This is a genomic window from Aeromonas australiensis (genome assembly GCF_000819725.1).
Classification (GTDB): domain Bacteria; phylum Pseudomonadota; class Gammaproteobacteria; order Enterobacterales; family Aeromonadaceae; genus Aeromonas; species Aeromonas australiensis.
The window spans coordinates 190,721-212,462 of record NZ_CDDH01000045.1 but is presented as its reverse complement, the minus strand read 5'-3'; the positions used below and the strand labels follow the sequence as shown (position 1 = coordinate 212,462).

The following is a 21,742-nucleotide window of genomic DNA, read 5'->3' as shown; positions in this document are numbered from 1 at the left end:
CAAACCGCACGCGGGGATCAACAGAGGGTGCAACGCAGATATCGGAGACGATATGGCGTGATATCAGCATCGGCATGGCAATAGAGGTCTGGTTCATGGTCACTCTCCAAACCGTACGCGCGGGTCAACGAGGGCAACGCAGATATCGGAGACGATATTGCCAATCAGCATCAACATGGAGGTGATGGCCAGAATGCCCATGACGGTGGGGTAATCCCGCTCGACGATCGCCTCGTAACCGAGCAGGCCGATGCCGTCGATGTTGAAGATGGTCTCGATGAGAAAGGAGCCGCCAAAGAAGACGGTGAGCACAGACCCCAAGTGACTGGCGATGGGGATCAGGCTGTTGCGCATGGCGTGGTCGGTGACTGCCTTGCGAAACGGCAGCCCCTTGGCCACGGCGGTACGCACATAATCGGCCGACAGGTTCTCCATCAGGCTGTTTTTCATGGTCATGGTGAGGATGGCGAAATCACCGATGGCGTAGGCGATAAGCGGCAGCAGGGCGTGGGCAAAGACAGTGCGGATCTGCTCCCAGCGGTTCTCCATGTACTCAAAATCATCCCCCGGAAAACCGCCCATTGGCAGCCACTCCAGATGGAAGGCAAAGACGGTGATGAGGAAGATCCCCACCACATAGGCCGGCAGGGCGTAGGCCATGTAGATGGCCATGGAACTCAACGAATCGAAACGGCTGTTGTGCTTGAGCGCCTTGGCCACCCCGAGCGGGATGGAGACCAGATAGCTTAGCACAAAGGTGGCTAGCCCGAAAAAGGCAGTGACGGGCAGCTTGTCTTTGATCAGCTCCCACACCGGTTCGTAGTAGCGGGTCGACTCGCCCAGATCCAGTACCACCAATTTTTGCAACCACTCCCAATAGGCGACCAGCATCGGCTTGTCGAGGCCATAGAAGGCCTTGAGCTCCTCGATCTGTTCATCGGAGAGGGCCTGCGCCCCCTTGCTGCCGCTGGAGCGGCCAGCGTCATTCTGGGACACCTGGGCCTGCAGTAGCATGCGTTCGACCGGTCCACCCGGTACAAAACGGGTGATGGTGAAGACGAGCAGGGTGATACCGAGAAACGTCGGGATGATCAGAAGCATCCGGCGTAGGAAATACGACAGCATGGTGGAACCTCGTCCTTGTTGTTCTTTTTTGCGGCCAGTCAAATCCGATGACGGGCCTATCCTTCCTGGCATTACGCGCTGGATTGGTTGCTAAACAGCAGACAATTCGCTTGGCCACTGTAAAAGCTCTGCAACAAAAATCAAGTACAAGGAGATGGAAAACTGGGATAAATGACCCACTGAGATAAAAAGCATCCCAAAATGATGTTTTTTATCTGAAAAGTGAAAATCAAAACAAAATGCCGCCACTCAACATAATTTTATAAAATATAAAAATCAGTTTTTTAAAAACCCGGCAAGCTCGTATGTTGTTGAGTTTTATGGTTTTTTATTGCACTCCCTAACGATAGGAAAACGATATCACCTCGACGGCGCTATCTATGAAACCGAACAGTTAGGTCAGGGGTAACCCCCATTATTTTAGTATTTTATTCTTTTTGGAGAGGGTAGGTTGAAATAATATATAGTCAGACAGCGCGCTGGCTAATAAGTTCATTAAATTTCAATTCAGCGCTCATTACAGTGCTTAACAAAATATTTACATGGAGTTGTCGGGTTTTTGTAGAACTATTCACTAAATCTTCCGCTGTAAATCAATACACTCCGCTTATTCTTCGTCCGACCTTGCCACAGCCCTGCGCCATTGACGCCACTAGCAAAAGATTGATAAGCCTTACACATCGCTCCAAAGTGGGCGGTATCAGGAAGCAAACAATAAACAACCAGGAAGGAATAAGCGATGCTTAGGAAGAGCAGAATTTCTGCTGCGATTGCGTTCGCCTTGGCGAGCCTTGCAGTGGCCCCATCCGTATCTGCCGAAGAAGGGCAGAATGTCGAAAAACTGCAGAAAATCAAGGTAACTGGTTCCCGCATCTCCCGTGTTGACGTGGAGGGGGCTACCCCGGTTGTCTCCATCAGCAAAGCCCAGATTGAACAGTCTGGTCAGCAGACTGTGGCGGATTATCTGAAACAGGCCTCTTATAACTCCTTTGGTGGTTTCTCCCCATCTTCCGGCAGTTCAGCACAATCGCAGGCTACCGTCGGTCTGCGTGGTTTGGGCTCTGCTCGAACACTGGTGCTGCTCAATGGCAAGCGCATTGCAGGCTCTCCCTCGATGGGCGGGACTTCCATCAACCTCAACACCATCCCTATGGCGGCCGTTGAGCGAGTAGAGGTGAACCTGGACGGTGGTTCTGCGCTTTATGGTTCTGATGCCATTGGCGGTGTTATCAACGTGGTCCTCAAAGAGGGTTTCGAAGGGCTGACATTCCAGGGCCGTATGGGCTCACCAACCGAAGAGGGCGGTGATGAGAAGAGCGGCTCTGTGGTTGCGGGTGTCAACGGGGAGAAAGGCTCCCTGATGATGGTTTACGAGCACGATAAGAAGGACGTGATCTATTATCGTGACCGTGACTATCTGGCTCTGCAAGGGGCAAAATCCCCCAGTCTGGCCGGGCGCAATATTATGGACCTGAGCACTGGTGAGCTTAAGCAGCTCGCTGGTATTAATTGCGCCGATGTCGGGACCGGCTTTGTCGAACAGGATGGCTTGTGCAACTTTGACTTTGCCAAGGTCGCCGCTAAAACAGCCTCTCGCGCTCGCGATACCGTCTATGTGAATGGCCGCTATCACATCAATGACAATGTTGATTTTGTGCCGCAAATGATTGGTTCTCGGGTGACCAGTTTTGGCCGTTTTGCCCCAGCGGCGGGTTCGTTTGTCAGTGATGACCCTGCGTTGTTGGCCGCTAATGGCATAACCGGCGGTCAGGCTGCCATCTTCTATCGATTCAATAATATTGGCCCCCGCGATAATGATGTAACCGACTTTACCGGTAGCATGAACCTGGGCTTTGACGGGGTACTTCCTACTGAAGCCGTTGGGGATGTGGAGTGGAACGCCGGTTACATGTACTCCAAGACTGAAAATACCAGTGATGGTAGCGGTTATATCCTCAAAAGTGCTGCCCGTAATGCTATCAAAGATGGCAAGTTCACTAATGGTGAGTTTGATAAGTCAGTAAATGATTTGCTCTCTTATGATACTGGCCGTACTTCCAAAATGGACTTTTTCCAGTGGTATGGCGGCTTGGGCTGGGAAATGGGCGAACTGCCAGCAGGTCCAATTGGTTGGTACTGGGGGGCCGAGTATAACGACTGGACTTACTCCGATAAGTATGACAGTCAATCTGAAGCGGGTAACGTCATAGGTTCATCCGGCAACTCTGGTGGTGGTGTGCGCGATGTGTTTGCCACCTATATCGAGAGCCTGATCCCCATCACCGAGCAGGTTGAGCTGAACCTGGCCGGTCGGTACGACAAGTACAGCGATTTTGGCAATGCCTTCTCGCCCAAAGCGAGCCTGCGTTACCAGCCGCTGGATAACCTGATGTTCCGTACCTCCTGGTCCCAGTCGTTCCGGGCGCCGGGGCTGGATGATCTCTATGCCGCAGACTCGTTCTCCGCAGATTTTGCCAAGGATTATGTACGCTGTAATGCCACTGGGACTGCCAACTGTCCCGAGAGGCAGTATGACGTTACCCGCCAGTCCAATAAAAATCTGAAAGAGGAGACAGCAGATACCTTTACCATAGGTACTGCCTACACTCCGCTGGACAACCTGAACCTGTCGCTTGATTACTACAACATCAAGATTGATGACGTGATCCAGTTGGCCACAGCGCAGACTCAGATTTATCAAGAGCTGAATAACGGCAGCAACCCGAACGTGATCCGCCTGCCCAACGGCACTATCAAGGAGATCAAGGCTGGCATGGTCAACTTGGGGCAACTCAAGACGAGTGGTATCGACTTCAAGGCGGACTACAAGTATGACTTCAACACCTTCACCCTGCGTTATGACTTCGGTGGTACTTACATCCTGAAGTATGAAGAGGGGCTGTTTGCCGGCGGTCCGATGATCGACAAGAAGGGCTGGAACGGAAGACCCGACTTGCGCCTCAACTCCGGTATCGGTGCCAACTTCCCGCAACTGTGGAATCTGGATACCTACCTGAGCACCAACTACATCGACTCCCAGAGCCAGGATTACGTGAATAACGCAGAGGTAGGCCATATCTCTTCGAGCACAGTCTGGAACCTGAACGTGGCAGTCGACACCAGTTGGAATGGCAAGATCCAGACCGGCGTGAAGAACATGTTCAACCGTGGGCCTTCCCTGTCAAACGATGGCTTCACCTACGATGAAGACCTCTACAGCATCGACGGTCGCGTCTACTACATCGACTACACCCAGAAGTTCTAATCAACCCTGTTGATAAACAACCTCAGCCGGCCCGGTCGGGCCGGCTGTGCCCAACGTCCAAGGAAGTTACGGAGATAGGGTAATCCTATGAAGACAAGGACCATTACAATGAAGAAAGCGCTCCTTGGCAGCCTGGTTTCGGCCGCCTTGTTGACCAGCTTCAATCTCAGTGCAGCCACTGCCGGTCAGGCCGTGGACGCACAAGCCGCCACCGACAACGCATCCAAAGTTTCCCAGCAGAAGATCGACAGCTATGCCGAATCTGCCGAGTCCGCCCTGGCCCAATACAAGGCTGCCCTGCGTCAGGTCGACAGTCTGCGCACCTACAACGAGCAGGTGAGCAAGATGGTCGAGTCCCAGAGCAGCGAACTGGCCTCGATGCAAAAGCAGATCGCCCAGATTGACCAGACCAGCACCGAAGTGGTGCCCCTGATGCTCAAGATGATCGATTCTCTTGAACAGTTTGTGTCACTGGATCTGCCGTTCCAGAAGGTCGAACGGGAGGACCGCGTAGCAGCCCTGACCGACCTGATGAACCGGGCCGATGTCACCATCTCCGAGAAGTACCGCAAGATCCTGGAGGCTTACCAGATCGAGGAGGGCTTCAGCCGCACCATCGAGGCCTACAAGGCGAGCCTGGACAAGGATGGCAGCGAAAAAACCTATGAATTCCTGCGTGTGGGTCGCATCGCCCTGCTCTACCAGTCTCCGGACGGCATGGAAACAGGGGTATGGAACAAACAGACTCGTCAGTGGGAAGTGTTGCCACAAGAGTATCGCAGTGCGGTTGAACAGGGCCTTCGTATCGCCAAGAAGCAGGCACCGCCTGCGCTGATCAAGCTGCCGGTTCAAACTGCGGAGAAAGCATCATGAAAGGAATCAAACTTGCTATTGCTTCCCTGATTGCGGGAGCAACCCTGGTCACCCTGCCGGTGACCGCCGCCGAAAAACCGGTGGATCTCAATGCGCTGCTCAACCAGGTCAAGGCCTCCAGCCTGAGCGAATCCCAACTCAACAAGGAGCGGGAAGCCCGCTTCCTGGCTGACAAGAACGAGCAAGGGGCATTGCTGGCCAAGGCCAAGGCCGATCTGGCTGCCGAAACCGCCAAGGGGGAACGGCTCAAGGCCACCTTCGATGCCAATGACAAGCAGCTGACCGAGCTGACCGAAGTGCTGCGCCAGCGTTCCGGCAACATGGGCGAAATGTTTGGCGTCGTGCGTCAGTTTGCCGGTGAATTCAAGGGGGTGTTCAATGCTTCTCCGATGCGGATACAGCACCCGGAGCAAGCCGGGCTGCTGACCAAGCTGGCAGAGAGCAAGGAGTTGCCCTCCAGTGACGAGTTGGAGGCATTCTGGGCGGCCACCCTCAGCCGCATGGTTGATGGCGGCAAGGTGAGCCAGATCCCGGCGACCGTGGTTTATGGGGAGGGCAATCAGGCCGAGAAGATCGTCACCCAGATCGGCGAGTTCAACACTGTCCTGGATGGGAAATACCTGAACTTTGTGCCAGAAACCGGCAAGTTCGAGCAGCTCTCCCGTCAACCGGACCGCAAGGTCATGGCCCCCATCGCCGACTTTGAGCAAGGGGGTGACAGCCTCAAGCCCATTTATGTCGACCCGTCACGGGGTGTCATCCTCTCGCTGCTGGTGCAGTCGCCCACTCTCAAAGAGCGGATCGATCAGGGGGGCGCCGTGGGTTATGTGATCCTGGCACTCGGGGTGATTGGTGTGTTGATTGCTCTGTTCTGTGGGGTGCGTCTCTCCTTGATTGGCGGCGCCATGCGCAAGCAGCTCAAATCCGACAAGGTGATCAAGGGTAATCCGCTGGCCGACATGCTGGTTGCCTATCAGAGTCACAAAGGCGACAACATCGAGGATCTGGCCTCCAAGCTGGATGAAATCATCCTGCGCAACGTACCTCGCCTCGAGAAAGGGGTCGGCATTATCAAGCTGATCGCGTCGGTCGCACCACTGCTGGGTCTGCTCGGTACCGTGGTCGGCATGATCGCCACCTTCCAGGCCATCACCCTGTTCGGTACCGGGGATCCCAAGCTGATGGCAGGCGGCATCTCCGAGGCGCTGGTGACCACCATGCAAGGTCTGGTTGTCGCGGTGCCCATGCTGTTCCTCTATACCCTGGTACAGACCCAGAGCCGCCGTCTGATCCAGGTACTGGAAGAGCAGAGTGCCGGTTTTGTGGCCCGTTACCAGGAAAGCCTGCACGCCACCAAAGCGGCAGCGTAAGGAGTCTCCCATGTGGTTCTGGTTGATTGAAGAAGCGGAGTCCATTCGCCGCTTCCTGGGAATGGGGGGAGATGTGCTGGTCGCCATCTTCTTCCTCACTCTACTGATGTGGGCCCTGCTGCTGGAACGTTGGATCTATTTCCTGACCATCTATCCGCAACAGGCGAAAGGCACCCAACAGACATGGCTTGCTCGCCAGGATCACCTCTCCTGGTCTGCCAAGCAGATCCGGCGCGAGCTGGTTTCCCGGGTGGCCCTGGCTGTGAACAAGGGGATGCCGATCATCAAGGTGCTGATTGCCCTCTGCCCCTTGATGGGGCTGCTGGGTACCGTGGTCGGCATGGTACAGGTGTTCGATACCCTGGCCATTACCGGCACCGGCTCCCCCAGAGCGATGGCATCCGGTATCTCCAAGGCCACCATTCCCACCATGGCTGGCATGGTGGCCTCCCTGTCAGGTCTGTTTTTTGCCAGCCGTCTTGAACACAAGGGGCGACTGGCGGTCGACAAGCTGGAAGACAGCCTGAAACACGGATAACTCAGGGATAGATAGCTGGCGGGGAGCCTCTCCCCGCCCGATATAAGCAAGGAGTATTTGCTATGAGAAAGCGTTACAGCGCAAGCAGCGCAGACGAGGCGGCGATCGATATGACCCCCATGCTGGACATAGTGTTCATCATGCTGATCTTCTTCATCGTTACCACCTCGTTTGTCAAGGAAGCAGGGGTAGAGATCAACCGCCCGAGTGCCAATACCGCCGAGACGGTCAAAAAAGGCAACATTATGGTCGCGGTGCGTGAGAACGGACAGGTCTGGATCGACAAGCGCATGGTCGAAGTGGGAGCGGTTCGTGCCAATATCGAGCGGCTGCGGGCCGAGAACCCGGAGGGGGCCGTGGTGATCCAGGCCGACATCGAATCCCGCTCCGGCGTGGTGGTACAGGTCATGGATCAAATTCGCATGGCCGGTGTCCAGAACATCTCTATCGCCGCCAATAATGATGGCTGATGCCAGGGGGCACCAATGAGATACCTGATATCTTTCGCCGCCGCATTTCTGGTGGTGTTTGGTCTCTTCTGGGGCATGAACAAGCTGGTCAACCAGGAGAGGCGTGAGTTGCAGGAAAAAGACGAGGTCAGCATGGTCGATTTTATTCGCCTCAAACCTCAGGAAACCCTGCAAGAGAAGCAGCGAGAGCTGCCCAAACCACCGCCGCCCAAGCGTCCGCCACCCCCTCCCGAGATGGAGGTGGCGACTACAGATCGGCCGAGGATGGAGAGCGCCCCGATGGATATGCCCAAGCTCGACATTCCGGTCAACATCGCAGGTGGCAATGCTCTTGGCGCCTATAGCACCGGTAGCGGTGGCGGCGGTGCTGGTGGCAACAACGGCGCCATTCCACTGGCGACCTTCGAGCCCATGATGCCGCGCAAGGCGGCGTTGGCTGGTCTTGCCTCAGGCAAGGTGTTGTTGGAGTTCACGGTGACCGAGCGCGGCACTGTCAGCGATGTGCGGATCGTCAAGGAGGAGCCGCGCAGCTATGACCTTGGCAAGGAGGCGCGCAAAACCATCGCCAAATGGACCTTTAAGCCGGCCATGATAGATGGCAAGGCGCAAGCCAGCCGGATGCAGCAAGAAATCGAGTTCGCGGTCAACTAAGGAGGGTGGCGATGAACAAGTTACAGAAGATGATCCTCGCCCCGGTCGCCATGGCGGTGCTGCTTAGCACCGCCAGCTGGGCCGCCGAGCAGCCGACTCTGTCGGATCGGGCCTATCGGGCGGTTAACAAGGCGCAGGAGCTGATTGCCGGACAGAAATATGGTGAGGCCAACGCCAGACTGCAGGAGGCGCTGGCCAGCGCGGGTGAGCGGGTCTACGACAAGGGCGTCATTTTGCAGACTCTGGGGTTCGTGGCCGCCCAGCAGGAGAAGTACGGCCAGGCGACCAAATACTTTGCTGATGCCATTGCCACCGGTGGTTTGCCGCCACCGGTAGCGCAGCAGGTGCGCTACAACCTGGCCCAGCTCTATATGGCGGAGGGTAACTTTCAGGGCTCGATCAAGACCATGAAGGAGTGGTTTGCCAACCAGGGCAAGGATGACAAGCCCAACTCCCATGCCTATATCACGCTAGCCAACGCCCACGTGCAGCTTAAACAGTACCGTGACGCGATTCCGGCGGTGGATCAGGCGATCAAGCTCTCGGCGGGCAAGGCACCGGAGTCCTGGTATCTGCTGAAGATGGGGGCGCATTACGAGTTGAAGCAGTACAAACCGGCGACCGAGGTACTGACCTCGCTGCTTAACATGTACCCCGAGAAGAAGAAGTACTGGACTCAGCTCTCCGCCATGCATATGCAGGCGGGCAATGATGCCAAGGCGTTGGCGGCATTGGAAGCGGCCTACAACCTCGGCATGTTGACCGAGAGTGCAGAGTTGCAGCGGCTCGCCAACTACCTCGCTTTTACCGGCATTCCCCACCGTGCCGCACGGGTGATGGAGAAGGGGATGAAGGACGGGGTGATTGAGCAGAGTGCCAGCAATTACAAGACCCTGGCCAACTACTGGCATCAGGCCAAGGAGCTGGACCCGGCCATCGACACCCTGGCCAAATCCTATCAGCTGGCCCCGAATGCCGAGTTACAGCTGAAAATGGCGCGGATGATGATCCAGAGCAAGCGTTACCAGGATCTGGTGGCGCTGGCCGCCAAGCCGGCCGCCAATGCCAATGGCGAACAGCGGGCAGATCTCAAGTTCCTGACCGGGGTCGCCTATTTTGAGCAGCAAAAGCCGAAGGAGGCGCTGAACGCCTTCACCCAGGCGGCTCAGAATGGCAGCGTCAGCGGTCGGGCATCCCCCTGGATCAGCTTCCTCAAGGAGCAGAGCGGTGCAGGGGAGGCAGCCGTCCAGTAATTCCAATGACAACTACCTGTAGTCCCTTTTATGGTTGCCTGGTGGCTCCATTAACCGCTCTTCGGAGCGGTTTTTTTATGGGGGTAATAGACTTGTCAGAGATGGCTTTTTTTTGTTCAACTCAGGGAAGGGGCGGCCACCTTGCCATGCTGGATGTCAGCAATGGTTAAAACGGTCTAATTTAACCAGAAAAGCGATATATCGAAGTTGAAATTTTGGCCGACTCGGGAAAGAATGCGCGCTCGGTTATTGGTGCAGTGGAGCAGGTTGCCCCGCCACCGGCAGACCGAGGATGAAACGGCCCCCGGCCCATTTGGTACAGGAAACCACACAGGAATTTTATGAATCTCCTTCGCACTGCCGCTTCGGCCCTTTTATGCACATTTGCGCTGGTCAGCCAGCAGGCTGCCGCCGTTGAATACCGTCTGCCTGCGGCCAACAGCCGTTTGGTCGGCGAGAATCTGGAATATGTGGTGCCCGCGGACAACCGTCCGCTGGAGCAGATCGCTGCTGACTTCCAGCTGGGTCTGACCAACATCATGGAAGCCAACCCGGGGGTTGATCCCTATCTGCCGAAGGCAGGTAGCACCCTGATTATCCCCCACCAGCTGATCCTGCCCGATGCGCCCCGGGAAGGGATTGTCATCAACGTTGCCGAGATGCGCCTTTACTACTACCCGAAGGGCAAGAATGTGGTGCAGGTACTGCCCATCGGTATCGGCCAACTGGGTGCCGACACGCCGGAAAACTGGGTCACCAAGGTAGAGCGCAAGCGTGCCAACCCGACCTGGACGCCGACCGAGAACATTCGTCGCCGCTATGCTGCCCAGGGCAAGACCCTGCCTGCGGTATGGCCAGCGGGCCCGGATAATCCCATGGGGCTGCATGCCATCTATATCGGCAACCTCTATGCCATCCACGGTACCAACGCCACCTTTGGTATCGGTCTGCGGGTGAGCAGCGGTTGCGTGCGTCTGCGTGCTGACGATATCAAGTATCTGTTCGACAATGTACCTATCGGGACTCGTGTTCAGTTCGTCAACCAGCCGGTCAAGACCACAGTCGAGCCGGATGGCGGTCGCTATATGGAAGTGCACGAGCCACTGTCACGCACCGAGGAGGAGTTCAACTCCACCGCCTCCGTGCCACTCCCGCTGACTCCGGCCACAACCCGCTTCATCGCCCACGCCGACTCTGACTCCCAAGTGGTCAAGCAGGTGCTGGAACAGCGTACCGGTATACCGACCCGTCTCAATCCCTGATTGGGCAAGTTGGCGGTGCGGCAGGCATCGGCCGAATAAAAGAAAACGGCGACCAGATGGTCGCCGTTTTTTATGGGGTATTCGCCCCTTGCTTACTGCACGCAAACCGGGCAGAAGGCGTAGGAGCCTTGCGGGTCGTTGAAGCGGGTGAGCGGGTCGAGACTGCGGTTTACTTCCGCTAGCGCCTTGCCAAAGCCGGCCGGTAGCCAGCTCTGCAGCTGCGGGGCGAGCACTTGGGCACTGCTGTCAAACAGCTGGCGCAGGAATTTGTCCCTGGCAGACTCTTTCTGCTCGATGCGAGTCACCTGCCACGTCTGGAGGTTGGCCAGTTCTGCGGCGGCCTTGATGGCGTCATCCAGATTGCCGAACTCATCGATCAGACCGAGCTCTTTGGCATCGACCCCGGTCCAGACCCGGCCTTCGGCCGCTTTTTCCGCCTCTTGCGGGCTCAGGCCACGTCCTTTGCTGACCAGGCTGATGAAGCGCCGGTAGGTATCCTCGACATTTAGCTGGATAGCCTGACTAACATGCTTTGGCAGCGCTCTGGCTGGCCCGACTCCCACATAATCTGTTGTGCCGACACCATCGGTATGCACACCAAACTGGGCGAGCGCCTTGTCCAGGGTAGCGAACATGCCAAACACGCCGATGGAGCCGGTAAGGGTATTGGGAGAGGCGAAGATCTTGTCCGCATCAGCAGAGATCCAGTAACCCCCCGAGGCGGCATAGCTGCCCATGGAGACCACCACCGGTTTGCCAGCCTGTTTCAGGGCCAGCAGCTCGGCACGGATCTGCTCGGCGGCAAAAGCACTACCGCCAGGGCTGTCGACCCGCAACACCACCGCTTTGACCTTGTCATCGTGGCGAGCATCGGCCAGCAGATCGGAGAGGGTATCGCCGCCTATGGTACCGGCAGGCTGTACGCCATTCATGATGGCGCCACTGGCCACCACCAGACCCACCCTATTTTGGCCACGTTTAGGATACTGCTTGGGAATGGCTGTCAGATATGTTTTCAGGTCAACTCCTTTCCAGCCGTGATCGTCCGCTTCACCGACCTCTTTAATGACCGCCTGGGTCATCTCGTCGCGGGTCGCCAGCTGGTCTACCAGACCGTTGTCGAGGGCGTAGTTGGCGGCATTACCACCAGCCTTGTGTAACAGCTCAAGGAAACGTTCCTTGCCTGGTGCGACAGCATCGGGTTCGATCTCCCGCTGCTCGGCCACATCCATTACATAAGATTGCCACAGCTGATCCAGCCAGCGTTGGTTCGCCTCCTTACTTTCAGGGGACATGTCATCGCGGGTATAGGGCTCGACGAAGGATTTATAGGTGCCGACCTTGAAGACATGCGGGGTGATATTGAACTTCTCCAGCGCCGACTTGAAGTAGGTCTGATAGACGCCAAGCCCCTCGATCACCACGGCTCCGCTCTGGTTGAGCAGTACATGATCGGCATGGGCTGCCAGCAGGTATTGGCCTTGAGTGTAGAAGTCCGCCATGGCGATCACCGGTTTGCCACTCTCCTTGAACTGGTCGATGGCACTCGCCACCTCTTGCAGTTTGGACAGGTTGGTGCCTTGCAGTCCTTGCGGTTTGAGCACCAGCGCCTTGATGCGCTCGTCATCCTTGGCGTTCTTGATGGCCCACAGCAGGTCGGAGAGGACGATCTCGCTAGGCTGCTCGTCACTGCTGTCCATTTGGCGTAGCAGCTGAACGGCGGGATCGGTTTGTGAACGCTGTTCAACCAGCACGCCATTGAGAGAGAGGGTCAGTGCGCCCTCTATCGGTGCCTTCGGCGTCTCTTTCTGGTTGATACTGACGACGATGGCCAGCACTACGATGAGAAACAGCAGATTGACCAGCATCAGACGGGTGAAATTGAGCAGGCGCCACAGGCTGCGGAACAACCAGCCGAGGCCTTTGAAAATAGACATAGTCGCGTTATCGCCCTGTTAATGGGTTGAGAGGGGTCATTATTAACCAGTTGCGGGCGTAATTGCCATTTTCCGCTAATGAATCCCGTCCATCTTGGTTCAGGATACGGCTGTTCGCTGAAAATTTGTCCAAACATTTGTTTGAAAAAGAATTTTTGATTCTTTACTCTAGCTTCAGTTTGATAACAAAAAATTAACTGGAGGCATCGTGAGCCGCTATCCGACCCTGCTAACCCCGCTCGACCTTGGCTTTACCCAACTGCGCAACCGCGTGTTGGGCGTTGTTCCATGCATCCTGGCCTTAAAGAGGAAGGCATCATGAGTCGCTATCCCCATCTGCTGAAGCCCCTTGACCTCGGTTTTACCCAGCTGCGCAACCGCGTGTTGATGGGCTCCATGCATACCGGCCTCGAAGAGGAGAAGGGCGGTTTTGACAAGCTGGCCGCTTTTTATGCCGAGCGCGCCCGTGGTGGTGTTGGCCTTATCGTCACCGGCGGCATTGCCCCCAACCTGCGTGGGAGGCTGGTTCCTCACGGCTCCCAGTTGAGTTTCCCCTGGCAGGTTGGCAAGCATAAGAAGGTCACCCGAGCGGTGCACCAGGAGGGGGGCAAGATAGCGCTGCAGATCCTCCATGCCGGTCGTTATGCCTATCATCCCTTCAGTCTGGCGCCGAGCCCCCTGAAAGCCCCCATCTCTCCGTTCAAACCGCGCGCCATGAGCGAGCGGCAGATCCGCGGCACCATCCGCGACTTCGCTGCCACCGCAGCACTGGCCAAGGCGGCCGGTTATGACGGCGTCGAGGTGATGGGCTCGGAAGGCTATCTCATCAACCAGTTCATCTGCGAGCGTACCAACAAACGTACCGATGGCTGGGGTGGCAGCAGCGAAAAGCGGATGCGCTTTCCGGTGGAGATTGTCCGCGCCATCCGCGAGCGGGTCGGCACCGACTTCATCATTATCTTCCGCCTCTCCATGCTGGATCTGGTGGAGCAGGGCTCGACCCTGGAAGAGGTGATCGCCCTTGGCAAAGCGCTGGAAGCGGTGGGGGTGACCCTCATCAACACCGGCATCGGCTGGCACGAGGCGCGCATTCCCACCATCGCCACCAGCGTGCCGCGCGGCGCCTTCAGCTGGGTGACCGCCGAGCTGAAAAAGCATCTCAAGGTGCCGCTTATCACTACCAACCGTATCAACACCCCCGAGGTGGCCGAGCGGATTCTGGCGGGGGGCGAGGCGGATATGGTCTCCATGGCGCGCCCCTTCCTGGCGGATCCCGAGTTTGTCATCAAGGCGGCCGAGAACCGTGCGGACGAGATCAACACCTGCATCGCCTGCAATCAGGCTTGCCTCGACCATGTGTTCAAGCAGAAGCGCGCCTCCTGTCTGGTCAATCCCCGCGCCTGCTTCGAGACCGAGCTGACTTTTGGCCGCGTGCCCCAGCCCAAGAAGCTGGCGGTGGTGGGGGCGGGCCCGGCCGGGCTGGCGTTTGCCTGCTACGCTGCCGAGCGCGGTCATCAGGTGAGCCTGTTCGATCAGGCCAGCGAAATCGGCGGCCAGTTCAACTTCGCCAAGCAGATCCCGGGCAAGGAGGAGTTTCACGAAACCCTGCGCTATTTCGCCAAACGGCTGGAGAAGTGCGGTGTCGAGCTTTACCTTGGTCAGCGCCAGAGTGCCGAGAGCCTGCTCAGCGGCGGTTTTGACGAGGTGATCCTCGCCACCGGTATCCGTCCGCGCACCCCCAATATCCCGGGGATCGAGCATCCCAAGGTATTGAACTACCTCGATGTATTGCGGGATCACAAGCCGGTCGGCCAGAAGGTGGCGGTGATCGGTGCCGGCGGCATCGGTTTCGATGTGGCTGAGTATCTGGTAGAGAAGAAGGTGGAGATGGATGCCGATGGGCACCGTGATCACTGGCTCAAGGAGTGGGGCATCGACAAACAGCTTGGCGAGCGCGGTGGCCTCACGGCTCCTGAAATCGACGCCCCCGAGCGCCAGATCTGGCTGCTCCAGCGCAAGGAGAGCAAGGTGGGTGACGGCCTTGGCAAGACCACCGGCTGGATCCACCGTACCGTGCTGAAGAACCGCAAGGTGCAGATGCTCTCCGGGGTGCAATATCTGGGGATCGATGACCAGGGCTTGCACATTCAGGTGGGCGAGACCAAACAGTGTCTGCCGGTGGATCAGGTGATAGTCTGCGCCGGGCAAGAGCCCCTCAAGGAGCTGCAGGCCGGGTTGCTGGCGGCAGGCAAGCCGGTGCACATCATCGGCGGAGCCGACGTGGCGGCCGAGCTGGATGCCAAGCGTGCCATCCGGCAAGGGGCCGAGTTGGCCGCGGTCATCTAGCCAGCGCTCTCCTCTTGCCCTCTATCTTGCGATAAACCCCTGAGCCTCAGGGGTTTTCTTCATTCGGTGCTGTGCTAAGGTAGCGCCATCATTGCCCCAGAGAAGGAATTGCCCATGGATGCCCTCACCCTGTTGCTCAATCGCCACTCCTGTGGCCGTCTCGCCGATCCCGCCCCGAGCGGTGAGGTGCTCGACAATATCCTCAAGGCGGGCCTGCGCGCGCCGGATCACGGCACCCTGACCCCCTGGCAGTTCATTCTGTTTGAAGGGGAGGGTCGTGGGCGGTTGGGCAAGCTGCTGGCCGAGGCGGCCCGTGCCCGTGGTGAGGATGACGATAGCGTCAAGAAGTGCAGCGAAGCGCCGCTGCGTGCTCCCTTGGTCGTCGCCGTGGCAACCCGCTACCAGGATCACCCCAAGGTGCCGAAGCTGGAGCAGGAGCTTTCCGCCGGCTGCGCCCTGATGGCGATGCAGATGGCGGCGCAGGCGCAGGGCTTCAACGGTATCTGGCGCTCCGGCTGGTTTATCTTCGATGAGCAGGTCAATAAGGGACTGGGATTGGCGGCAGAGGATCAGCTGGTGGGTTTTCTCTATCTCGGCACCCCCATGCTGGAAGCACGCAAACTGCGCGAGCTGCCGCTGGATGAGTTTGTCCGCCGTTTCTGACTCCTTGGCCATGTTACGGTTGAGAACAGCAAAGCCTCGAGCAATCGGGGCTTTTCTGTTTAACCATGAATAGTAACCAGAGTGATTGGGGAAAAGAAATGGGTCAAAGAGGCCTCGCGCACCATGGCAGCTAATTATTTAAATAGTGCGAAGTGCCTCGCAATCCTGTGTTATTTCACTATGTAAAACGTTTGCGCGTTCGCTAATATCTCCCTGCCAGTTTAGAAGGTTGTCCCTTCTAATTTTTCTGCGATGAGAGTCGCAATTCCGTAGCACCTTTTAACAGCCCAACGTCTGCGTGACATTGGGCTTTATTTTTTTATGGCGTGTCGGGGTCGCTGTGAGCTGATGGTGGCATCATCATGCAGCCCGGTTGGCAGCCTTATGCCCGGTTTTTGGCTGGCAGGATCCGGGCCGGGTTGCCGACTACCCGAGCACCGGCCGGTACATCTTTGGTGACTACGGCACCCGCGCCGACGATCGCCTCCCGCCCTATGGTTATGCCGGGCAGCAAGATGGCGCCGCCCCCAATCCAGACCTTCTCTTCAATGGTGACCGGCAGCGCCGTCTCCGCTCCCTGAATTCGTTCGTCGGCCTCCAGCGCATGGGCGGCGGTATAGATCTGCACATTTGGCCCAATCATCACATGGGCGCCGATGCGAATGGGGGCATTGTCCAGCAGGGTCGCCCCCATATTGATATAGGAGTCCTGGCCAAGCTGGATGTGGCGGCCATAGGTGCAGTAGAGGGGCCGGCAGATAAAGGCGTTCTCCGCCAGTTCGCCAATCAGATCCGCCAGCAGCGCCCGTTGCTCTGCTTCCTCTTCCGCCTGATTGAAACGGCGATAGCGCCGGGCCGCCTCCCGGCGCAACTGCACCAACTCGGATGCCATGCAGTTGTAAGGCTGGCTGCTGATCATCTTCTGGTATTCGCTCATGAAGGTTGCTTTCCTTTATCTGCCAGGGATTTGGATATTGGCGCCAATACGGCAGAAATAACGTGATCATCCACCCGATACGGGCAGAACCAGGTTGGCAGGTCTGCCTTCGGCAAAGGCCAGCACATTCTCGAACGCCACGCGAAAGTAGAGTTCGTAGCTGTTTTGCTCCACATAGCCCAGATGAGGCGTCGCCAAAACATTGGGCAGGCGCAGCAGGGGCTCGTTTTGTAGCGTCGCCGGCTCGATGTCAAATACATCGAGCGCTGCCCGTTTTCCAGGATGGGTAGTTAGCTCTACATAGAGGGCACCCGGCTCGATAAGCTCGGCACGACTGGTATTGACCAGTAGAGAGTCAACTTTCATGCGGGCCAGATCTGCGCGGGTAACAGCGCAGCGGGTTGCCTCGCTCAGGCGCAGATGCAGCGTGAGGATATCGGCTTGACTGAAGAGCGCCTCCTTGCTGGAGGCGCAGGCATAGCCATCCAGCTCGGCCTGCCTGCGCGAAGCCTCACTGCCCCATATCAGTACCGACATGCCAAATGCCTTGCCATAGCGGGCGATCCGCTGGCCTATCTTGCCGTAGCCCCAGATGCCGAGCGTCAGCCCATGAAGCGTGCGACCCAAACCGAGGTCGCCAGATTGCTGCCATTGGCCTTGGCTTAACGCTTGGCTGTAAGCAGGTATATGGTGGGAAGCTGCCATGATGAGCGCCCAGCAGAGCTCGGCGGGAGCGATAGGGCTGCCGATCCCTTCTGCCACGGCAACGCCGTACTGCTGGCACAGTACCGGGTCGATATGCTGGCTGACTTTGCCGGTCTGGCTGATGAGTTTAAGGGTGGGAAGCTGTATCAGCAGCTGTTCGTCGATGCGGATACGCTCGCGGATCAGCACCAGTGCTTCTATACCTTCCAGCATGGCGGCGAGGCGCGTTGTATCGGGTTCGCTCTGGTTGAGGATGGTGACGTCATGACCCGCCAGCACGGCAAAGCAGGGCAGGTGGCGCACCTGATCCTGATAGTCATCCAGAATGGCAATTTTCATCCGTTCCTCTTGTGTATCAAGCAATTGTCCTGAGGGGTAGAGGCGCGTCCCTTGGCTTCTTGGCGGGGGCAGGCGAGACGATGCCCAGTTTTCATTGCAGATTCAAGTGGTTCAGTTTGGAATTGGTGATGGGGCGGACTAGGCTGGCCGCCCCGTTGTCATGTTGGACGGCAAGGGGGAAGCGGGGCGTCGTGTTCGATCAGGCTGGCCAGCTCGCCGCTCTCATCCTTGAGGGCAACCCCGGTCAAGCGGCGGTTGAAGGCCTGCTCCAGCAACCAGGCCAGCTTGTGAGCCGCCTGGGGGAAATCGAGCCCGGCGGGACGTACGTTGGAGATGCAGTTGCGCTGTGAATCCATGCACCCGACTCTGGGTTGCCAGGTCAGGTAGAGCCCCAGACTGTCGGGGGAGGAGAGGCCGGGGCGCTCGCCAATCATCACCAGTACGGCCCGGGCCCTTAGCAGCTCCCCTACCTCATCTCCCAGTGCCACTCTGGCCTGGCTGGCGATCACCAGAGGGGCACAGGCCAACCCAAGGCGCCTGAGATGGGGTTGCAGTGCCTCGATAAAGGGCAGGGCATTCTGATGCAGGGCGGTGGAGGAGAGTCCATCACCCAGCATGATGACGAGATCGGCTTCAGCCTGCCGGGTCTGATACTCCAGGGGGGCGAGCTCGGCCTCTGCTTGCGGGATCTGGCTCAGCAGGAGGCGGCTGGCATCGTTCAGCCGTCGGCCCAGATCCGGGCGACGCAAATACTCTTCCCGGCTGTTGGCGGCGCTGTGCACCGTCAGAACTTTGTGTCCTGTGGCGTGCAGTGCTTTGGTCAGGGCGGCCACTTCCAGGGGCTGGTGCACAGCATCTCTAGCCTGTGCATGGGCCAGACCAAACGCCAGCAGTGCCTCTGTGGGCAGGCTGACCCCGGTGCGCCCCAGCGCTATGCGGGCCGAGGTGTAGCGTTTGAGTTCCAGCCAGGGATTGAGGTGAACTATGTCACTCATGTCATGGGGATCCTTGCTCATCGGGCCACCTTGCCGCTTTGGCCAAAAGCCGTTAACAGAGGGTGGCGCAGGCTGGCATCGAGCAGTTGGCCACCAGGGTTGGTGAGTTGCATCCGCACCAGCCAGTCTGCAAATTCCGGTGCGTGCTTGAGGCCGAGCAGCTCGCGAATATAGAGAGCGTCATGAAACGAGGTGCTCTGGTAGTTGAGCATGATGTCGTCCGCCCCGGGAACGCCGATGAGGAAGGTGAGGCCAGCGTTGCCAAGCAGGGTGAGCAGGGTGTCCATGTCGTCCTGATCCGCTTCGGCGTGGTTGGTGTAGCAGACGTCACAGCCGAGCGGCACCCCCAGCAGTTTGCCGCAGAAGTGATCTTCCAGTCCGGCGCGGATAATCTGCTTGCCGTCATAGAGGTATTCCGGTCCGATGAAACCGACCACGGTATTGCACAGCAACGGCTTGAAGTGGCGAGCTACCCCGTAGGCTCTGGCCTCGCAGGTCTGCTGATCCAGTCCGTGGTGGGCATTGGCCGAGAGGCAACTGCCCTGGCCAGTCTCGAAATACATGACGTTGTTGCCAAGGGTGCCGCGCCCCAGGCTGAGGGCGGCGTCATATGCCTCTTGCAATAGGGCCAGATCGATACCAAATCCTCGGTTGGCAGCCTCTGTACCTGCGATGGACTGGAACACCAAGTCTACCGGCACATTGCGCTCTATGAGCTGCAAGGTGTTGGTGACATGGGTCAGGATGCAGGACTGGGTCGGAATGGCGAAACGCTGGATCACTTCGTCGAGCATCTGGTTCAGGTTGGCCAGTACGGGCAAGTTGTCACTGGCGGGATTGATGCCGACCACCGCATCCCCCGCGCCGTACAGCAGACCGTCCAGCATGGCTGCCGCTATCCCTTGAGGATCGTCGGTGGGATGGTTGGGTTGCAGCCGCACGCTGAGGTGGCCGGGCAACCCTATGGTGTTGCGAAAGGCAGTGACGACCCGGCACTTCTTGGCGGCCAGGATCAGATCCTGATTGCGCATCAGCTTGCTGACCGCGGCTGCCATCTCGGGTGTGATGCCGGGGGCTATGCGTGCCAGGGTCTGGCTGTTGGCCGTCTCAGACAGCAGCCAGTTGCGAAAATCCCCTACCGTCAGGTGGCTGATGGGGGCGAAGGCCGCGTGATCGTGGTTGTCCATGATGAGGCGGGTTACCTCATCCTGCTCGTAAGGGATCAGCGCCTCATTGAGGAAGGTTTTGAGCGGAAGGTCTGCAAGCGCCATCCTGGCCGCCATGCGTTCCTCGGCGCTGTGGGCGGCCACGCCAGCCAGATAGTCACCGGAGCGGGCAGGGGTCGCCTTGGCCATCAGGGTGCGAAGGTCGGGAAACTGATAGCCGTGGTGTGACAGTTGGGTACGATACATGGGGTTCTCTCGTCGATGCAGGGCGGGGAAACAAGGCCAGCGCATGGCCTTGCTCCTGATGGGCACAGAGGATCTGGTTCAGCTTCCCTTGACCAGCTCACCGTCACTGGCGGCAATCCCTTCATCATGGGTCAGACGGAAGTAGGCATAGCCCGCCAGCATCAGGGCGCCAAAGATCAGCGCCAGCAAACCGTTGTAATAGACCATAGCGACCAGACAGAGTACTGCCAGTCCCAAGGCGAGAGCCGGAGCAAAAGGATAGAGAGGGGCTCTGAATGGACGCTCCAGTGCCGGTTCGCTGCGGCGCAGCTTGAACAGGGCCGCCATCGAGATGATGTACATCACAATGGCGCCAAACACCGCCATTGTGACTATGTTGGCGGTGAGGGATAGCCCGCCTATGACGATCAGCGAGTCGGAGAAGATCGCCAGGATCCCCACAACGCCACCGGCCAGAATGGCCCAGTGGGGGGTCTGGAAGCGGCGGTTGACCGAGGCCAGGGCTCCGGGCAGATAACCGGCCCGGGCCAGGGCAAAGATCTGGCGTGAGTAGCCCATTATGATGCCGTGGAAGGAGGCGATCAGGCCGAACAGCCCCAGCCAGACCAGCATGTGCAGCCAGCCGCTGCTCTCGCCCACTATCATCTTCATCGCCTGGGGCAGGGGATCATTGATGTTGGCAAGCTGGCGCCAGTCTCCGACTCCGCCTGCGAACACCATGACCCCCATGGCCAGCATGACCAGGGTCAGGATGCCACCGATGAAGGCTTTCGGAATTGTCTTCTTAGGCTCCTTGGCCTCTTCGGCCGCCATGGCGGCGCCTTCAATGGCGAGGAAGAACCAGATGGCGAACGGGATGGCGGCAAAGATACCGGGGAGAGCGCCGAGGCTGAATTCCTGCTGGCCTGCCCAGCCGTTGAGCATGAAGTTGCTGGCGCTGAAACCCGGGCTTACTACTCCCATGAAGACCAGCAGCTCGAAAATGGCGAGCAGGGTGACCAGCAACTCGAAGGTAGCGGCGATACCGACTCCGATCAGATTGAGGGTCATGAAGATGAGATAGGCGCTCACCGCCACCCACTTGGGGTCTATGGCCGGAAACTGGACGTTGAGGTAGGCCCCGATCGCCATGGCGATGGCGGGCGGCGCGAACACAAATTCCACCAGGGTGGCAAAGCCTGCGATATATCCTCCGACCGGACCAAAGGCACGGTAGGCATAGGCAAAGGGGCCTCCTGCATGGGGAATTGAGGTGGTCAGCTCGGTAAAACTGAAGATAAAGGCGGTGTACATGCAAGCCACCAGCAGGGAGGTGACCAGAAAGCCCATGGTACCTGCTTGCGCCCAGCCGTAGCTCCAGCCAAAGTATTCCCCCGAAATGACCAGTCCCACGGCGATCCCCCACAGGTGAAAAGCCCCCAGGGTTCGTTTCAGTTCCGGTTTCGCACAATCCTGTTGCTGCATACGCTTCTCCAATATGACGTTCAATGGTGAAAGTCTCTGAAGAGGCAAATTGCAAGGGATATGCCATCCAGTTATATGGCTATTTAGTCATTTTTATTCATATGGTTACAGCTGTTTTATGGTCTGAGGCCAAGGTG

At 57.9% G+C, this 21,742-nt stretch carries 17 protein-coding genes; 10 read left to right on the top strand and 7 right to left on the bottom strand.

Annotation, left to right across the window (positions count from 1 at the left end; all coding sequences use genetic code 11):
• Nucleotides 1-99: 99 nt before the first annotated feature.
• Nucleotides 100-1,125: an ABC transporter permease subunit gene (locus tag BN1117_RS06555; protein WP_040095864.1), complete on the bottom strand. Its 1,026-nt coding sequence runs from the start codon at nt 1,123-1,125 to the stop codon at nt 100-102.
• 739 nt (nt 1,126-1,864) lie between these two features.
• On the opposite strand from BN1117_RS06555, the gene BN1117_RS06550 reads away from it, so the two are divergent.
• From BN1117_RS06550 to BN1117_RS06515, 8 genes are all read left to right on the top strand, one after another.
• Nucleotides 1,865-4,390: a TonB-dependent receptor plug domain-containing protein gene (locus tag BN1117_RS06550; protein ID WP_040095862.1), complete on the top strand. Its 2,526-nt coding sequence runs from the start codon at nt 1,865-1,867 to the stop codon at nt 4,388-4,390.
• 108 nt (nt 4,391-4,498) lie between these two features.
• Nucleotides 4,499-5,263 carry a DUF3450 domain-containing protein gene (locus BN1117_RS06545; protein ID WP_040095860.1) on the top strand — a complete coding sequence of 255 codons (765 nt, stop codon included), beginning with the start codon at nt 4,499-4,501 and terminating at the stop codon, nt 5,261-5,263.
• The gene (locus tag BN1117_RS06540) at nt 5,260-6,633 is read left to right on the top strand and encodes a MotA/TolQ/ExbB proton channel family protein (RefSeq protein ID WP_040095858.1); all 1,374 of its coding nucleotides are present in this window, start codon (nt 5,260-5,262) and stop codon (nt 6,631-6,633) included. The genes BN1117_RS06545 and BN1117_RS06540 overlap by 4 nt, the downstream gene beginning before the upstream one ends.
• Before the next feature lie 10 nt (nt 6,634-6,643).
• Nucleotides 6,644-7,171 carry a MotA/TolQ/ExbB proton channel family protein gene (locus tag BN1117_RS06535; protein ID WP_040095856.1) on the top strand — a complete coding sequence of 176 codons (528 nt, stop codon included), beginning with the start codon at nt 6,644-6,646 and terminating at the stop codon, nt 7,169-7,171.
• A 62-nt stretch (nt 7,172-7,233) separates the two neighbouring features.
• Nucleotides 7,234-7,641 carry an ExbD/TolR family protein gene (locus tag BN1117_RS06530; protein WP_040095854.1) on the top strand — a complete coding sequence of 136 codons (408 nt, stop codon included), beginning with the start codon at nt 7,234-7,236 and terminating at the stop codon, nt 7,639-7,641.
• A 15-nt stretch (nt 7,642-7,656) separates the two neighbouring features.
• On the top strand, nt 7,657-8,292 hold the full coding sequence (locus BN1117_RS06525) for an energy transducer TonB (RefSeq protein ID WP_040095852.1): 636 nt from the start codon (nt 7,657-7,659) through the stop codon (nt 8,290-8,292).
• Nucleotides 8,293-8,303: 11 nt separating this feature from the next.
• Complete coding sequence (locus BN1117_RS06520) at nt 8,304-9,545, top strand: tetratricopeptide repeat protein (protein WP_040095850.1); 1,242 nt, start codon at nt 8,304-8,306, stop codon at nt 9,543-9,545.
• 341 nt (nt 9,546-9,886) lie between these two features.
• On the top strand, nt 9,887-10,807 hold the full coding sequence (locus BN1117_RS06515) for a L,D-transpeptidase family protein (protein ID WP_040095848.1): 921 nt from the start codon (nt 9,887-9,889) through the stop codon (nt 10,805-10,807).
• Nucleotides 10,808-10,899: 92 nt separating this feature from the next.
• Here the strand turns inward: BN1117_RS06515 and sppA are convergent, their stop codons facing one another.
• Complete coding sequence (gene sppA, locus BN1117_RS06510) at nt 10,900-12,744, bottom strand: signal peptide peptidase SppA (protein WP_040095846.1); 1,845 nt, start codon at nt 12,742-12,744, stop codon at nt 10,900-10,902.
• Nucleotides 12,745-13,062: 318 nt separating this feature from the next.
• On the opposite strand from sppA, the gene BN1117_RS06505 reads away from it, so the two are divergent.
• Nucleotides 13,063-15,090, top strand: a complete 2,028-nt coding sequence (locus tag BN1117_RS06505; protein ID WP_040095845.1) for an NADPH-dependent 2,4-dienoyl-CoA reductase — start codon at nt 13,063-13,065, stop codon at nt 15,088-15,090.
• Nucleotides 15,091-15,204: 114 nt separating this feature from the next.
• Nucleotides 15,205-15,753 (top strand): NAD(P)H nitroreductase, encoded by a 549-nt coding sequence (locus BN1117_RS06500; protein ID WP_040095843.1) that lies wholly within the window; start codon nt 15,205-15,207, stop codon nt 15,751-15,753.
• Between the two features lie 382 nt (nt 15,754-16,135).
• Here BN1117_RS06500 and BN1117_RS06495 read toward each other — a convergent pair whose 3' ends face one another.
• The 5 genes from BN1117_RS06495 to eat form a co-directional block, all read right to left on the bottom strand.
• Entirely contained in the window at nt 16,136-16,690 is a 555-nt protein-coding gene (locus BN1117_RS06495) for a sugar O-acetyltransferase (RefSeq protein ID WP_040095841.1), read from the bottom strand.
• A gap of 66 nt (nt 16,691-16,756) precedes the next feature.
• Nucleotides 16,757-17,734, bottom strand: coding sequence for a D-2-hydroxyacid dehydrogenase family protein (locus tag BN1117_RS06490; RefSeq protein ID WP_040095840.1), 978 nt, complete (start codon nt 17,732-17,734; stop codon nt 16,757-16,759).
• A gap of 158 nt (nt 17,735-17,892) precedes the next feature.
• Nucleotides 17,893-18,729 carry an ethanolamine ammonia-lyase subunit EutC gene (gene eutC, locus BN1117_RS06485; RefSeq protein WP_244463520.1) on the bottom strand — a complete coding sequence of 279 codons (837 nt, stop codon included), beginning with the start codon at nt 18,727-18,729 and terminating at the stop codon, nt 17,893-17,895.
• Nucleotides 18,730-18,746: 17 nt separating this feature from the next.
• Nucleotides 18,747-20,141, bottom strand: coding sequence for an ethanolamine ammonia-lyase subunit EutB (locus BN1117_RS06480; protein ID WP_040095837.1), 1,395 nt, complete (start codon nt 20,139-20,141; stop codon nt 18,747-18,749).
• A 78-nt stretch (nt 20,142-20,219) separates the two neighbouring features.
• Nucleotides 20,220-21,605 (bottom strand): ethanolamine permease, encoded by a 1,386-nt coding sequence (gene eat, locus BN1117_RS06475; RefSeq protein WP_040095835.1) that lies wholly within the window; start codon nt 21,603-21,605, stop codon nt 20,220-20,222.
• Nucleotides 21,606-21,742: the final 137 nt, after the last annotated feature.